At 32.1% G+C, this 17,544-nt stretch carries 11 protein-coding genes and 2 tRNA genes; 5 read left to right on the top strand and 8 right to left on the bottom strand.

The genetic code is table 11. The features are described from left to right. The first annotated feature begins 169 nt into the window (after positions 1-169). Positions 170-243 (top strand) — tRNA-Met (locus LNQ81_RS10525). A 112-nt stretch (positions 244-355) separates the two neighbouring features. Further along, positions 356-1,393: an endonuclease I family protein gene (locus LNQ81_RS10520; RefSeq protein WP_229946538.1), complete on the top strand. Its 1,038-nt coding sequence runs from the start codon at positions 356-358 to the stop codon at positions 1,391-1,393. A gap of 53 nt (positions 1,394-1,446) precedes the next feature. Here LNQ81_RS10520 and LNQ81_RS10515 read toward each other — a convergent pair whose 3' ends face one another. Continuing rightward, the gene (locus LNQ81_RS10515; RefSeq protein WP_229946536.1) at positions 1,447-2,454 is read right to left on the bottom strand and encodes a 3-oxoacyl-ACP synthase III family protein; all 1,008 of its coding nucleotides are present in this window, start codon (positions 2,452-2,454) and stop codon (positions 1,447-1,449) included. Positions 2,455-2,597: 143 nt separating this feature from the next. Here LNQ81_RS10515 and LNQ81_RS10510 point away from each other — a divergent pair, with 143 nt between their 5' ends. Continuing rightward, on the top strand, positions 2,598-5,018 hold the full coding sequence (locus LNQ81_RS10510) for an alpha/beta hydrolase family protein (protein WP_229946534.1): 2,421 nt from the start codon (positions 2,598-2,600) through the stop codon (positions 5,016-5,018). Positions 5,019-5,111: 93 nt separating this feature from the next. Here LNQ81_RS10510 and LNQ81_RS10505 read toward each other — a convergent pair whose 3' ends face one another. Further along, complete coding sequence (locus tag LNQ81_RS10505) at positions 5,112-6,074, bottom strand: ABC transporter ATP-binding protein (RefSeq protein WP_229946533.1); 963 nt, start codon at positions 6,072-6,074, stop codon at positions 5,112-5,114. A 194-nt stretch (positions 6,075-6,268) separates the two neighbouring features. Here LNQ81_RS10505 and LNQ81_RS10500 point away from each other — a divergent pair, with 194 nt between their 5' ends. Further along, positions 6,269-7,822 (top strand): IS1182 family transposase, encoded by a 1,554-nt coding sequence (locus tag LNQ81_RS10500; RefSeq protein ID WP_229946531.1) that lies wholly within the window; start codon positions 6,269-6,271, stop codon positions 7,820-7,822. A gap of 163 nt (positions 7,823-7,985) precedes the next feature. Here LNQ81_RS10500 and trxB read toward each other — a convergent pair whose 3' ends face one another. Beyond that, positions 7,986-8,927, bottom strand: coding sequence for a thioredoxin-disulfide reductase (gene trxB / locus LNQ81_RS10495; protein ID WP_229946530.1), 942 nt, complete (start codon positions 8,925-8,927; stop codon positions 7,986-7,988). Positions 8,928-9,283: 356 nt separating this feature from the next. On the opposite strand from trxB, the gene LNQ81_RS10490 reads away from it, so the two are divergent. Continuing rightward, positions 9,284-9,358 (top strand) — tRNA-Pro (locus LNQ81_RS10490). Positions 9,359-9,497: 139 nt separating this feature from the next. Here the strand turns inward: LNQ81_RS10490 and LNQ81_RS10485 are convergent. The 5 genes from LNQ81_RS10485 to LNQ81_RS10465 form a co-directional block, all read right to left on the bottom strand. Beyond that, positions 9,498-10,244: a helix-turn-helix domain-containing protein gene (locus LNQ81_RS10485; protein WP_229946529.1), complete on the bottom strand. Its 747-nt coding sequence runs from the start codon at positions 10,242-10,244 to the stop codon at positions 9,498-9,500. A 309-nt stretch (positions 10,245-10,553) separates the two neighbouring features. Then, positions 10,554-11,753 (bottom strand): IS4 family transposase, encoded by a 1,200-nt coding sequence (locus tag LNQ81_RS10480; protein WP_229946527.1) that lies wholly within the window; start codon positions 11,751-11,753, stop codon positions 10,554-10,556. Between the two features lie 168 nt (positions 11,754-11,921). Then, entirely contained in the window at positions 11,922-13,547 is a 1,626-nt protein-coding gene (locus LNQ81_RS10475; RefSeq protein ID WP_229946526.1) for a tetratricopeptide repeat protein, read from the bottom strand. Between the two features lie 207 nt (positions 13,548-13,754). Then, on the bottom strand, positions 13,755-15,062 hold the full coding sequence (locus tag LNQ81_RS10470) for a DUF4374 domain-containing protein (protein WP_229946525.1): 1,308 nt from the start codon (positions 15,060-15,062) through the stop codon (positions 13,755-13,757). A 29-nt stretch (positions 15,063-15,091) separates the two neighbouring features. Beyond that, entirely contained in the window at positions 15,092-17,434 is a 2,343-nt protein-coding gene (locus LNQ81_RS10465; RefSeq protein WP_229946523.1) for a TonB-dependent receptor, read from the bottom strand. Positions 17,435-17,544 lie beyond the last annotated feature (110 nt).

Raw genomic sequence — 17,544 nt, 5'->3', positions numbered from 1 at the left:
ATTCTTTTTGAAAATTTTAAAAAAAATAAAGCAGTAAACTTTTCATTATAAATGACTTAAAAAAAACACTTGCGTTATTTGACAAATAACTTTAGAAATCTATTTGGAGAACCCATAAATACTACTATATTTGCACTCGCAATACGGAAGTAATGCAGACTAAAATAATGGCGAGGTAGCTCAGTTGGTTAGAGCGCAGGATTCATAACCCTGAGGTCACGGGTTCAACTCCCGTCTTCGCTACAAGCAAAAAAGACTTAATCGAGAGATTAGGTCTTTTTTTATTTGCCCTTGAACCTTTTATTATGCATCTTAATATTGTAATTTTGTGTCAACAGATATAAACATAATTACCATGATAAAAAGACTAAGTATAGCGCTATGTCTTTCTTTAGTTGCAATAGCGTGCTCAAAAGATGATTCTTCTATAAGTGACAATGGCGGACCAATAGATCCAAAGCCTCCTATAGTTATTCCTCCTATCGTAAATGACTCTATTATACCTAATCCTAAAACATTTCACATCCCTAGTGAATACAGTGATTATTATAAAGATATAGACTGGTCTAAAAGTGGAATGGAACTAAAAAAAGAACTTGCCCAACTAGTAACTCGGACACATCACGCAATACCTTATACTCCTGGTATTTGGGAAGCAATAAGATATACTGATGAAGATCCAGATAACCCAAACAATGTATTACTTATATATGGGTGGCCTGACAATGACAGTAAAAACTCTACTATTTATCAACGCTCTATAGATAAAAATCTACAGTATGATACAGAAGCGAATAGACATAAACGATGGGAGCGAGAGCATGTATTTGCTAAATCATTAGCTGTCATTAAAAACACTGAGCAAATAGCCTTAATAGCAAATACAAAACACAGCTATATAGGAACTACAATACCTGAAATAGCAGGAACTGATGCTCATAATCTTCGATCTATTAATGGTTCTTGGAATTCGACAAGAGGTAATAAAAAATTTGCAGATGGAAAAGGAAATGCAGGCTCTTTAGGAGCTTATAATTGGTACCCTGGAGATGAATGGGTAGGAGATGTGGCACGTATGATGTTATATATGCATATTCGATATGAGAATAATAATGACCCTAAATTTTATAGCTATACAAATGCAAGTAAAGTAGGTGTACCTAATAACACAAGAGCTCCTCTTACTGACAGTATGATTGATTTATTCTTAAAATGGAATGCAGAAGATCCTGTTTCTGAAATAGAAAGAAGGCGCAATGATTATCATGGTAATCCACAAAATCCAAAATTTAGATATTCTCAAGGAAATAGAAATCCTTTCATAGACAACCCTAGCTTAGCTAATGTAATCTGGAGAATGCCAATACACCTTGCTGAAAACACATGGAAATAAAAGATAAAGGATGTCAAATGACATCCTTTTCTTCTTTATATAAATACGGATATTTACCATTTTATTATTACGCTACCCCAAGTAAATCCACTACCAAAAGCTGCTAATACAACCAAATCTCCTTCTTTTATTTTACCTGCTTCCCAAGCTTCAGTCAACGCAATAGGTACTGACGCTGCAGTAGTATTTCCATACTTCTGAATATTATTAAATACTTGATCATCTGTCAACTTAAACTTCTGTTGAATAAATTGAGATATTCTCAAGTTAGCTTGATGTGGTATTAACATATTAATATTAGATACATCAAGACCATTTGCCTCAAGGCCTTCATTAATAACTTCACTAAAACGAACCACTGCATTCTTAAAGACAAACTGTCCATTCATATGTGGATAATATGACTCATCATCAGGATTATTGTCTTTCAATATATCAGATACCCAACGTCCCCCCATACCTGGAGCTATTAAGGCAAGCTCTTCTGCATGCTCACCTTGTGAATGGATATGCGTAGATAACAAGCCTTGTCCATCATTTTCAGAACGAGTTAATATCGCAGCTCCTGCTCCATCCCCAAATATTACAGATACACCTCTACCTCTAGTTGACATATCTAACCCTTTAGAATGTACTTCTGCTCCAACGACTAGTATCGTTTTATACATTCCTGTTTTTATATATTGATCAGCAACAGATAATGCATAAATAAATCCTGAACACTGAGCTCTAATATCTAATGCTGCTACTGTATTTAATCCCAATTCTTTTTGCAACATTACTCCCGGTCCAGGAAAGTAGTAATCTGGACTTAGAGTAGCAAATACTACAAAGTCAATATCTTTTGCTTCAACTCCTGCTCTGTCCATAGCTATTTTAGAAGCTTTAACTCCCATACCAGATGTAGTATCTTCTTCTAAAACGGTATGTCTTCTCTCCTGAATACCTGTACGCTCAACAATCCATTCATTGTTTGTATCCATCACCTTTGCTAAGTCATCATTTGTAACGATATTCTCAGGGACATAATAACCTAATCCGCTAATCTTTGATCTAAACATTCTAAAAAATATTGGTTCATTAGATACAAAAGTACACTAATAAGTAAAAACTTACACATTTTTGATATAAAAACCACACCGTAACATACTATAATAAGGAATTTCGTTTATATTAGCCGACCTAACATAAATAACTAACCAATATGAAGATCATCAGAACTACACTATTATCACTTTTTTTGATTACATCTATGTATGCACAAGAGAACGTTGCTTATCAAAAGCCTTCCCAAGAAATCCTTGAATTAGCAGACTTCGAGAGAGCTCCTTCTATTTCTATGGATAATAAAATGGAGTATATGTTGCTTACTTACAGAAGTACATATAAAACATTGATGGATTTGAATGTAAATGAAATGAAACTTGCAGGTTTACGTATAGACGTAAATACTAATATTTCTAGTACTGTAACTTACACAACAAACCTTAAAGTTCGCAAGATAAACGACACTCAAGAAATACAAGTTAAAGGATTACCTGCTAATCCAAGAATTACAAATATCACTTGGTCTCCTGACCAATCTAAAATTGCCTTTACTAACACTGCTATTAATGGTGTAGAATTATGGATATTAGATGTTAAGACTGCACAAGCAACAAAGCTTACAGATGCTAACCTAAATGCCAATCTAGGTAATCCAATTACTTGGTTTAGAGATAGTCAATCTTTATTGATTAACCAAATTCCTTCTAATAGACCTGCCTTAATTGACACTTCTAAAAATCTACCTAATGGACCAATAGTATCAGTAAGTGAAGGTGTTGTATCTCAGAATAGAACATATCAAGATTTATTAAAAAATAAAACAGATGAAACTAACTTCGAAACACTAGTTACTTCTGAAATTTATAAAATAGACTTACAAGGTAAAAAATCACTTTTCAAAAAGGGAGACTTATATGTAGGCTACAATTTTTCTCCTAATGGAGAGTACTTAATGGTTACTACGTTAGAAAAACCTTTTTCGTACTTAGTATCATTAAATCGCTTCCCGATGAAAACTGTGGTTTATGACAATGCTGGTAATCTAATCAAAGAAGTTAATGATATTCCACTAAGTGAAATCATGCCTAAAGGTTTTATGGCTACTCGTGAAGGGAAAAGAAATATGGGATGGAGAGCTGACAAACCAGCTAGTATCTATTTCGTAGAAGCACTTGATGGTGGAGATCCTGCTAAACAAGTAGCTTATAGAGATGAAGTGTTTACATGGGATGCTCCTTTTAGTAATGCTCCTACGTCAATCGTTAAATTATCTCAACGTTATGGTGGTATTACTTGGGGGGATAACAATCTAGCTTTAGTAAACGATCAATGGTACGATACTAGAAATACTAGAACATTCATTATTGACCCATCAAAATTTAACGATGCTCCTGTAAAAATAGAAGACAGAAATTCACAAGATGTTTATAGCGATCCTGGTACATTTGAATTAAAAAGAAATGAATACGATCGTTATGTTCTAGCTAAGGAGAATAATAAACTATTCTTAATAGGAAAAGGATTTACTGCTAAAGGACAATTTCCTTTTATTGATGAATTTGATTTGAAATCTTTAAAAACAAAAAGATTATATCAATCTAATTATACTGATAAAAAAGAAACTATTCAGTCTATAGAAGATTTTAAAAAAGGATTAGTATTAGTATCTATACAATCGGCTACTGAATACCCTAATTACTATTTTAGAAATATCAATAAAAAGAATGACTTAAAGGCCATCACATCATTTAAAAACCCTTTCTCTTCTTTAAATGGAGTACATAAAGAGGTTATTAAATATAAAAGAGAGGATGGTTTAGAATTATCAGGTACTTTATATTTACCTGCAGGATACGACATCAAAGCTAAAAAAGAAAAATTACCTTTATTAATATGGGCTTACCCAGCAGAATATAAAGATAAAAATAGCGCTGCTCAAGTAACACATAACCCTAATGAATTTACATTTCCGTCTTATGGTTCATTCATATACTGGGTAACCAAAGGATATGCTGTATTAGATGATGCTGCATTCCCTATCGTTGGAGAAGGTACAGAAGAGCCTAATGACACCTATGTCCAACAATTAGTCGCAAATGGTAAGGCTGCTATTGATGCTGTAGATGCCTTAGGTTATATTGACAGAAAGAAAGTAGCTGTAGGAGGACACTCTTATGGAGCTTTTATGACTGCTAATTTATTGACTCACTCAGATCTATTTGCTGCTGGTATCGCACGTAGTGGAGCTTACAATAGAACATTAACTCCTTTTGGATTCCAATCAGAACAAAGAAACTATTGGGAAGTACCTGAAGTATATAATACAATGTCTCCATTTATGAATGCTGGTAAAATGAAAACTCCAATGCTATTAGTACACGGAGAGGCTGATAATAACCCTGGAACATTTACTTTACAAACAGAACGCTATTTCCAAGCTTTAAAAGGACTAGGAGCGCCAGTAAGAATGGTTATCCTTCCTAAAGAGAGTCACGGATACGCAGCTAAAGAAAATATCTTCCACCTATTATGGGAACAGGATCAATTTTTAGAGAAAAACGTAAAGAACAAAAAATAATACACTTTAAAAGCTCAGCAAATGCTGAGCTTTTTTCATTTACATACGCTACAAAAAACGCCACTTAAAGACTAGGTGGCGTTTTTTTATTGTTTATTGAAATTTCTTCAGTGCTAATTTAATAATACTTCCTTTCGCTATATCAAATGGATGATCAAAGAATACAACTCTATCTTCATTAAAGAAAGTCTTAACCATATAACCATCACCTTTAAAATAAGAATCAAGTACCTCTACCTCTATTTGACCTTTTTGTTTTGAGAGCATTAATTGGTGAGGATAGATTAACAATAATTCATCTTCTTCAAAAGAAGTCGTAAAGTCAGAAATATATAATTCATTTACTTCCCCAAATAAAGATGCAACATACTTATTCAATGGAAATTCATATACATCCTTCGTCTCTCCCATATCAACTAACTCACCACCCTTTAACACAATCGTTTCATCAGCAAAACTCAAAGCATCTATGCTATCATGGGTAGCTACTATACACGTAATTCCTTTTTCTTTTAAATAAGCAAATAGATTGCGTCTTAACAGACTTCTTCTTGAATAGTCAATATGACTAAATGGTTCATCTAACAATAGAATCTCGGGCTCTAAAGCCAGTACACGAGCAATAGCAACACGTTGTTGTTGTCCACCACTCAAGTGTTTTACTTTTACATCAGCATATTCGGTCAAATCAACTAATGCTAGTAATTCTGCTATTCTATGTTCTTTTTCTTCCATAAAGAAATTAGAAAGGTATTTCCCTATATTCTCTTTTACAGAAGTAAATGGCATTAAATCAAAATCTTGTGCAAGATATCTCATCTCATCTATTCCTGGAACCAAATGAAAAGCAGGTCCTAAAACTTGTTTTGCGTTCCAATAAATTTCTCCTTGATTTAAATCTTGTAAACCGTAAATCAATTTTAACAAAGTACTCTTTCCACACCCACTTTCGCCTAACAAAGCGACATGTTTTCCTTTCTCAATCTCTAAACTAAGATTATTAATAACTATTTTTTCTTCTAAGTAACTAAATGATATATTCTTAAGTAAAAGCATTTCTATTTTTTATAAAAAGCAAATATAATAATATACCTACAAGCACTATATAATATTAACTATTTAAAAACGAAAAAAGGGGCTGTCTCATAAAGACAGCCTCTTTTTTTAGTCATATTTAGTATATTTACACTCTTATTATTTGTTTATTTAGTTGATTATCAGTATTTTTAAGTTGATAAATCAATGTGTTTATGGCAAAACAATCCCCTAGATTTAAATACTACGCTCAGAATCAAATGAGCTTAATTCCTCATTCCTTAGATGATTTTATCCCTAAGTTACATCCTGTACGTATTATTAATACAGTAATAGATAAGTTAGACTTAGAAAGCTTATATGATAGCTACTCTAAATGTGGTGGTATCAGTTATCATCCAAAGATGTTACTAAAGGTTCTAATTTATGGTTACCTAAACAATGTGTACAGTAGTCGCAAGCTTGAGCAAGCCTGTTTAGAGAATGTTCATTATATGTGGTTAAGTGGTATGTCCTACCCAGACCACAATACAATTAATCGTTTTCGCTCTTCAAAACTTAAGGATTATATAGAGCAAATCTTTACTCAGATTGTTGAGTTATTCATAGCGGAAGGTTTTATTAGTATTGAAGAGGCTTATATTGATGGAACTAAAATCGAGGCCAATGCTAATAAATTCACCTTTGTTTGGAAGAAAGCTATTTCAAATTATAAAGAAAAGATGGTTCAGCAGATTCTAGAAATATGGGGTTATGCAGACTCTATTGCCAGACAAGAAAGTGAACTTCCACCACCCCCAGACTTTAAGAAAATAGATGCAGAGACTATAAATCAAGCCATTGACACATTAAATGCAGCGTTAAAAGACAATCCAGATGTTGACCAGAAAGTAAAGAACAAACTTAAGTATATCAGCAAAGAGTACCCTACAAAAATTCAAGAGTACCAAGAGCATGAAGCTATACTAGAAGATCGCAATTCTTATTCTAAAACAGATAAGGATGCTACTTTTATGCGTATGAAGGAAGATCATATGAATAGTGGTTTTCTAAAAGCAGGCTACAATGTTCAAATATCAACCAACAATCAATATATCCTTGCCTATAGTATACATTCAAACCCAACTGATACAACTACATTAATACCTCACTTAGAAAAATTCAAAGAGAATTATGGCGAATATCCAAAGTCTGTTATAGCAGACGCAGGGTATGGTAGTCAAGAAAATTACACCTATTTAGAGGATCAACAAATTAAAGCTTTTGTGAAGTATAATACTTTTGAGCAAGAACAAGTAGAAAAAAAAACCAGGAAGAATGCTAAGCAAAGTACAAAGCCTTTTGCAACAGATAAATTATTTTACCAACACAAAGGTGATTATTTTGTATGTCCTATGGGACAAGAAATGCACTATATTGGAGATACAACAAAAGCTACAACTACAGGCTTTATCCAAACATTAAGGCAATATCAAGCTAAAAATTGTCAAGGTTGTCCTTTAAATGGTGTATGCCATAAAGCAAAAGGCAATCGGACTATAGAAATAAACTTTGAATTACAACGACACCGAAAAAAAGCAAGTAAATTACTCACTACAAAAGAAGGTGTTGACAAGCGTACACAAAGGTGTCACGATGTAGAAACAGTTTTCGGAAACATTAAACAGAACCATGGGTTCCGCCGATTTATGCTTCGTGGTAAGGAAAAAGTCGCAATAGAATGGGGATTATTGGCAATTGCACAAAATATTAGAAAGAGAGCTGCCTAAAAAGGCTCTTTTAGTTCCTTTTTTCTTTAATATCCTTTTTCAATCCTCTGAGGTTTGCATATTTTAAGAAAATCCTCTAAAAACAATATCTAAAATATCAGAACAAAGAGAGCTGTCTCTTTTTGCAATGAGACAGCCCCTTTCCTATTATATTAAGTACAAATTACTTAGCTGCTAAATAACGCTCTGCATCTAATGCTGCTATACATCCTGACCCCGCAGCAGTAATAGCTTGTCTGTAATCTTTATCCTGAACATCCCCACATGCAAATACTCCTGCTACATTGGTTTTACTTGTTTTCCCTTGTGTTAATAAATAACCTGTTTCATCCATCTCTAACTCTCCTTTAAAGATATCAGTATTAGGTTTATGTCCAATGGCTACAAAAAACCCAGTAGCTGGCAATTCTGAAAGTTCTCCAGTAACATTATTTTTCACTCGAATACCTGTCACTACATTACCATCACCTAATACCTCATCTGTAGATGTATTTAGAAGAATATCTATATTTTCTGTATTGCGTACACGCTCTTCCATAATACGAGAAGAACGGAATTTATCTGTACGCACTAACATCGTTACTTTCTTACATAGCTTAGATAAGTAATGTGCTTCCTCACATGCCGAATCTCCTGCCCCAACGATAACCACTTCTTGGTTTCTATAAAAGAATCCATCACATACCGCACATGCAGATACTCCACCTCCTAAAGATAAATAATGTTGTTCTGATGGCAGTCCTAAATACTTAGCAGTAGCTCCTGTCGAAATAATAACAGTATCTGCATGTACTTCTGTAGTTTCATTCACCCATACTTTTTTCACTTCTCCTGTTAATTCTGCCTTAGTTACCCATCCATCGCGAATATCAGTACCGAATCGTTGAGCCTGCGCTTGTAATTGCATCATCATTTCAGGTCCCGTTACTCCTTCTGGATATCCTGGAAAGTTCTCTACTTCATTAGTAGTAGTTAATTGTCCTCCAGGTTGCATTCCTTGGTACATTACAGGTGCCATATTAGCACGTGCAGCATAAATAGCTGCCGTATATCCAGCAGGTCCTGATCCGATAATTAGGCACTTTACTCTCTCTATAGTTGACATATTTGCTTGTTTAATTTTGTTTCTAAACAAAAATACTTTTTTAAACCAATATGTTGATACAAAATTGATTTAAAATATCAATACTTAAATACAGATTATCTATCCCCTACAAAATAGTATACTTATCTAAGGCTATTATATCATCTAAAGCGTCGTATTTAGCCTTTTTACACATTACACAATTCTTATACTTGCATAATAAATATTGATTTTAACATATTTAAAAAACACTTATCATACATTAAAACAAATACTTATACAAAATAGCAAAAAAAACAAATGTTTTTTCACACCAAAAACTTGTATATACTGAATATTGTCCTATATTTGCACTCGCAATGACAGATTAAGTATAACGGGGTGTAGCGTAGCCCGGTCATCGCGCCTGCTTTGGGAGCAGGAGGTCGCAGGTTCGAATCCTGCCACCCCGACTTATAGAGCATTAAATTGCTACTAAAACCGTAAATATCAATTATTTACGGTTTTTTTTTATTTTTAAATATACCGTAATAAAAGAAAGAAATATTGGATCATAGTCAAAAGCAAAATAATATTTAATAAATATTGTAGTCATATTTCACCTATAATAGCCCGTCTTTTCTTGATCTGATCGATAAACATTGAAGGAGATATTCCCATAACCTTCTTAAAAGTAATGGTAAAACGACTATGAGAAGCAAAACCGCTCTGCTCTGCTAGATAATTAATCTTAAATTTTAAATAATCTGGATTGTGTTCTAAACATTCAACAATATAACCTATTCTCAGTTCACCTATGTAGCTAGAAAAGTCTTTCTCCTTATATTTTTTAATATAATATGAAAGATAGCGATGATTTACCTTCATTTTAGCAGATAAAGCATTCAAACACATATCTCTGTCTAAAAAAAGTTTATTATTTTCAAAATCTTTAATTCTAATAGCTATCTTTTTTTTCATTTGCTTAGACATATACTCCTTTTCATCTGATATCTCTAATGCAGCTACTGTCATAAAATCCTTTTCTACATCGTTTAAAAATGATGATACAGCTGTTCTTTTATTAGTTACTAAGTTCTTATTAGAGCTAATTCTATGTGTCATAAATCTTGAAAGATTAACCACATTATCTTGTCTTCTATCAGAAGTCTCTTTAAAAACTTCACTTTCTAAAAATGAGTTACTATTATCTACCTCCAATTTCTTGTATTTTCTATTCAAAATATTAATCTTTGAATCAATTAATTTTTGAAATTGTAATAATGATGTAGACATTCTATACCCAAGAATTATTTTTGTTATTACATACATAATAACAGCATACAATAAGGTTTTCATTTTATTACTTTTTTAATAAGTATAACCTAATATCCTTGACTCAAAAAATATGTGGTGTGATTATACTTACTGTTACGGTTTTGTATGTCTAAAGTAATTATTATACACATCATACTATAAAAACAGGGGTGGACAATAGGGTGGACATATTGTAAAAAACTCAAAAACAATACAGTACCTATAAAATAATTCTATATAATTAAACATTAGTGTCCGATAAAACTTATTATCAATAGAGTTTTTAGTCATATTGTATTGATAATAAGTTTTATACTTTTTTTATTTCCTACTAAGGCTAAAAATAGGCTGTCAGAACAAAGAGAGCTGTTTTATCTCTTGATCTTCAATAATCCAATCTTGTTCAGGGTTTTCTAAGAAATGTAATAGTTTAATGTAGTTAAACAGGTGAATCTTACAAAAACTCACCAAGTTTGAAAAAGCCCAACTTCGTGTAAGCTTTTTCTTAACTACAGATATAAGTAAATTTACTATTAAGACACAGTATATCTGTATTTTAATAGCATTCTCATTATCTCCTAAAAAATACTTTAAAGGGAAATTCTGTTTGAGCTGTTTAAAGACAAGTTCTATTTGCCATCTAAGTTTATATAAAGCAGCTATCATATCTGCTCTTAATTGAAAGAGGTTAGTAATAAACTCAAAAACTCTCTTATTTTCTCTATCATAAAATTTCACTTTGCGTAGTTTAAGCTTGGTTAAGATATTGTTTTCTTTAATACTAACTTCAATGATTTGGTCTTGTAATACACCACTATGTTGGTGTTCAGGGATTTGATTAGCTTCTATTATATCATAATTTGCATTGTCTTTTATCCTTGTTACAAAGCCAGTTTGGTACTCTGAAAAATGTTTAAATGCCTTGTAATCATTGTACCCTTTGTCAAAAACATAAATGGTATTATCATCACATTTAAGTTTCTTTAAAAAATTATGATCATGTGTTGCTGCTGAACTAAACCACACCATATTGGGAACCTTTTCATCAGCATTAATCACTGAGTGAACTTTTATACCTCCTTTTGATTTTCCATCTTTGGATTTACGACCTACACAGCTTAATATATCCTTAAATAGGCTTAGGGTGCTACTATCAACAAGCTTTACTTGCTTTTTGATAACATCTTTAATTCGGCTGTCCGATAACTTATTTGTGTATTTACTAAGAAGTTGATTATAGACATCTTCGAAAAACCTCACTTCTCTATTTTTATTAGCATCTGATAAAGTACTACGTTTAGGGATATGATTTAATTGGAATCCTTTGGTTTTCCCTGATAAGCCAAGCATTGCACCAGATACTTCACGAAGTGAATTACATTTGGCAAAACAACAAAAAAGCATACTTATTAGATGGTCTTTGGATTTGAATTTCTTTACATAATAATCAGAGTTAGTATTTACTACTGCCGATTTAATAATCTCATCATCTATTAAAGAAATCAGCTGTCCGAATACGGATTTACTTGAAAAATATGTACTTTTACTCATCGTGTTTATGGTTTGCAAGACTAAACTACGATAACTTTTTAGAAGCCAGCATGCTGGCTTCTTTTTTTATCTCATATTTTTATCGGACAACAATGATAATTAAACTTATCTTTTATCTACTACAAAAAAAAATACTATTGATAATAGTATCTTTTCCCTTAGAGCATATTACTTTTCACTAAAAATTAGTTCATAATCAGTTTCATATTTTTTCTTTAATCGCTGTTTTGCCTTCTTCACAGCATCAATAGTAACACCAAGAATGTTAGCCGTTTCTTGATTAGTTAACCCTATCTTCTGTAATAAAATTATACGCATATTAGCATCTGTTAAATCTGGAAAGTGATTATTTAGGTACTCTAAATATTCCGACTGCTCGTTCGCAAAAGCTTCTACAAATAGCCTCCAATTTTCCTCAGTCATCAAATGAGATGATAACAAATCTTCAATGACTGGCTTATTCTTTTTAAAATATTCTTCTGAAGAATCTCTTAAGTTCAATAACTCTTGTTCCAAATTAGCTATTTGTTCATTCTTCTCTGATAGATAAGTCTGATATGAAGCTAATGTTTTACTCGTATCATTCAGTTTATTTTCTGATTTAATTTTATCTAGTTGAAAAGAATACAACTTAGCTTCATACTTAAAAGCCTGTAAACGATGAACACGTTTATAAAAAAGTACAATAATTATAACAATAACAACTAATAAAATAGAACTACTAAACAATAACAATCGCTGGTACCACAATTTATCTAATTGATCTTGCTTAGATTGCAACCGCCAATTAATTCTATCATAATCTGCTTTCCAATTTATCTCTTTTATTATTAACTCTCCTTCTTTTTTTTCAGTTTGTTCACTAATTTTTCCTATCTCATGTATGTATTCTAATTCACTATTTCCGTCTCCCTCTGTTCTAGCTATTAACGCCAAGTATTTAAGAATATCAACTTGAAAACCTCTTTGATACTCCATCTTATTTGCTATACTATAAGCTTCCAGAAACGTCATTTTAGCCAAATTAAACTCCTGATTATTAAAGAGTAACTTGGCATAAATTAAATAAGAGAACATATAATTTCTATCGTCATTAAGTTTACTCGATAACTCAATATTCTCTAACATAAATTCTTTTGCTGATACAATATCTTTTCTTTTTTCATATAACTCTCCTAAGCCTCCTAAAATCTTTGCATAACGCAATTGATTATTAAACTTCAAAGCAATAGTTTTACTTTGATAAAAATAGCTCTCTGCTGCATCCAAATTACCTTTTTTAAATAATGTGTAAGCTAAACTATAATAAACAGCAGATAAGTCTTTGCTTGTATCAAATTGATGAATATCAATTATCTTTCTATAGTATTCCTCCGCTTTCTCTAACTTTCCAACCGTTTCAAAAAAGTAAGCAGTCTTCAATAAGACTTCCTCAGTTTGTACATCCAATAAACTAAAATCAGTATCTATAACTCTAGAAATTTCAAGAAAGAAAGGAGCTGCTCTAACATAATCGCTATAGAAATAAAAATAAGACCCAATTTTATTATATACCCATAAACGCAAACCTATATTTGGTTGGCTTTCAACATCAGAAACAATATCATTTAATTTATTTACTACATCTTCATCTATATTATGGTCTCCTTCTACTGATTTACTAACAGATAACAAATTATAAATAAGCTCTATATTCTCGTCATTACTCAATAATTGTTCATTCTCAAGTTCTAAACCACTATTTTCATCTATTCTTGATTTCTCAATAAACTGATTGTAATCATCACTTGACATAGAATTCTTATCAACACATGAAGTACTAATAAAAACCAAACTTATAAACAAAACCAAATACCTGATAAACATAACATTAGATTAATATTTCAAAAGTAAACACTTTTTAGTTCAATACGATGTAATAAAATGTCATTAGCCTATTTATTAACATAAAAAAAGCCATACATAACTGTATGGCTCAAAATTTACTCATGTATAAAGTTATTACTTATCCACACTAATTTTACCAATCGTACCGATGCTTCCATCTGCAAGGTCTTTAATTTCTAACCCTTTAGTAACCTTAGCAGCTGCAGCATCTAAAGAATAAACAAATGATTTAGACTCTGCAGTAACAGGTAAAAATATTTCTTTTCCATCAACAAATGGTGCTCCAGCAGCAGCTATGTCATTAGCAGCTGGTAATCCTTCTATCCATTTAAAGTCTCCCGTCACTACATTAAATACAGCCAATTTATTAGCCGCTGCCATATTACTTGCTTTACTAGGACTTACGAACATATTTAGTAAGAAATAATCTCCACCTATAGCGAATGCTTTATACACCTTAGTACCTGATATTTCTTCTAAGTTAAAGTAATAGTTATTATCGAAGTCACCTTTTTTAGAATCAAATTTAATAACTGCACTTGGTTTACTTGAGAATGACACTCCATCACCATTAGTAGCATTAGGAGAGAATAAATAAACATTTCCATCCCCCGCTTTTCCAATAGTAGATACACGACTAGAACGATAACGAGCTACAGCAAAACTCATCTTATCACTCTTAACCACTTTTTCTAATACTACTTTTTTATTATTATCTGTAGCACTTTCATCAAATTTAAAAACAGCTAACCACGCTCTATCTCTATAAGCAGAAGTATTATCTTCTTTATCATCTTTAGTGATTTTAAATGGTTCGATAGCCATCACAAAACGATCATTACCTATTGTTTCAAGACCTGCGAAGTTGGCATACTCTCCTTTTTCTGCAATGTTCTCTACATTTACATAAGATGTATACTTTATTCCTCCACTATTACCATCGATGAAGTTAAAAGCCTGAGCCTTTTGTCCTGTAGTTAATTTCACACCACCAGTTGTAGCAATCATATATTTACCGAAATTCGTAATAAACTCCTCACGAGTAGGTAAGTCAACCGTAGTATGTTTATTCAATTTTCCATCAGGTCTTAATAACCAACTCTGCATTCCAGAAGGGTCTCCTTTTCTATATTCAAAAACATAAGCTCTATTCCCACCATAAGTATAAACTGAAGTTCCTAAAGCAAGTAGACCATTACCTTTTGCAGATATTTCACCAGACTTAAGATCATTCGAAGTCAATAATAAACTGGATTTAGAAGCACTTGCCCCAATCACGTACTTCCATTCTATTTTATTTCCTCCATCAGTTCCATCTTCTTCTTGTGTAGGAGTACTATTATCATCACTAGAACAACTAGTTACCGACAATGCTCCAAATATCATAGCGAAAGCAAATGTCGAAAAAACTCTTTTTTTCATTTTAATTGTATTTATTATAGATTAGTAATTTAGTATGTATAGCGTATTTTAAACATGAAGTTTCTTCCTGGTTTTTGAAAACTATAGTTATCATAAGCTAGTTTATCGAATAGGTTATTTGCCTCTGCTGTCAAGTGTATTTTATTATTAAATAAACTGTATGAAGCACTTAGATCATGCACAGCTTGAGATGGAATCCATATAGGGTCTTCACCGATTCCTTTAAAATCATAACTATAATGATCTATATAGCGAAGGTTATATCCTATATTTAAATTGTTATTTTTCTTTCCTAAATCTTTAATGATGATCCCCACATCTGTTGACCCGAAGAAATAAGGCTCATTAGGAATTCTCTCATTATAATATGGATTCTCTACTCCATAATCACCAATAGTATACTTCTGTTTACTTCTAATATTTTGAGAAGTCAAACTTCCTCCAGCATAAATAAAGTCATTATAAGTATAACGAGCTTCCACATTAATACCATAACTCTCTACTCCACCGATATTTACACTTGTTGCACGAGATCCTGATCCATAAGGGTTACTACGGATATAATCTTTCGTGTCTCTATATACAAAACCTACATCAACGAATACTGCATGTATTTTATTAATTACACCAGAGTAACTTATATTAAGGTTATAGTTTTTACCTTGCTCTGGTTTTAGACCTGTATTCCCCCATACTAAGTCTCCATCTCCAAACAATTCACTATCAGTAGGAAGTCTAAATGTATTTTCATAAGAAGCCTTGAACTGTAGATCTTTCCACAGGTATGTAGCAGCGATACCATATCCCGTCTTATCTACTTTAGTGCTTTCACTTTGATAAGTATGTTTGATACTGTAGTGTTTACCGAATAGAGATACATTCAGATTATCTAAAATATTATAGCGATAAGACAGTGCCACAATATTTTTAAAACTACTTCTTTTTATCTCACTGTTCTTTTCTGATTGAGTTTCTTTTACAGCTAATGGGTCTTTTGTCTTTCTGTTGAAGTAGTACATCACATCATTAAAACTAAATGAGTGCTTGTCATTTAATTTATAATTTACATTAAAAGTCGTTGAACCATTATGATCATAGAACTTAGTCATAGAAGGTCCTCCTCCAGACTCACCTTGTTTTAACGTTTTGATACGTTCACCTGCCCAGTTATATTTATAAGAAGAGGTATCTATATTTTGATTATACCCTCCATTATAATTTGATGTAATACTTACATCTAATCCATCTATAAATAGATTCTTCTTACTATACTCTAATGAAGGCATAAGTGTTACAGAACGACGTTTCTTATCTCCAAACACCTTCTCCATGATAGTCCCTGTCTGTACACCTCGTTTTCCTTCTCCATAAGTAAACCCAAGCATCAAGCGATCAGCATAAGACTTATCTACCACACCTACTTTAGCGACTACAGTAGCAGTTTGGAATCGGTCATTAAAACGTCTTACCCATTGCTTTTCTTTAGAATAAACCCCTGACTGTAGATCTACCACAGGAACTAATACTTTATAATCATTATCTGAGTAGTTCTGAAAAGCATTTAACTGAACCACAATACCATTATTAAATGCTTTACTTACATTTAAATGACTCTTGTATGTATGGAATGAACCTGTAGTAAATGAAGCATCTATTTTAGTCTCTTTAGATTTATTCGTGATAATATTCACCACTCCACCTAAAGCATCAGATCCAAACTCCACAGGTACTACCCCTTTATATACTTCGATTCTATCTACCATAGTGATAGGTAAGTTGTTTATTTTAAACTCACTACCAAAACCTTCCATAGGTACACCATCTATAAAAAATCGAATGTGTTTACCACTAAATCCATTCATCGAAAAGTTATAGTCAGATCCTTCCCCGCCGTCTTTACGCACTTTCACTCCAGACACCCTATCTAATGCCCCAGCTACATCTAACGAAGTATTATACAGTGGTTTAGCATCTATAGCTACTACGTTATAAGCAGATTCTCTAACTTTCTCAATAGGTTTTTTTACTTGTAGTACTACATTATCTAAGAAAGAATTGTTTGTCTCAAGCTTGAAGTTATGTGTTATACTTTCTTCTGCGTTAATTTCAAATGCGTACTCTTTAGATTCATAACTGACATGTTGTACAACTAATTTGTACTTCCCATGTTTTTTTGCTTTAATAATATATCGTCCTTTATTATCTGTTAACTCACTATGATGAGTATCTAATAAGCTGACTGTAGCATAATCAATAGGTTTGCCATTCGCATCTTCTACAACTCCAGAAATAATAACTGGTTTATCTTGTGCAAAAGAAGTAAACTGACCTATATTAAAAATTGCAAAAATTAATAGTAAATAGTGTTTCATTGTTCTAAGAACTTAATGTTATGTTAGTAATTATATTATTTAGATTTATTATAAATTAATTGCAAATATATTTACTTACAACCAAACTATCACAATAACTTAGAATAAAT

It is taken from the genome of Myroides oncorhynchi, from assembly GCF_020905415.1.
GTDB lineage: Bacteria > Bacteroidota > Bacteroidia > Flavobacteriales > Flavobacteriaceae > Flavobacterium > Flavobacterium oncorhynchi_A.
Note: the sequence above shows the minus strand (reverse complement) of the source record. Positions and strands in the feature narration are given on the sequence as shown.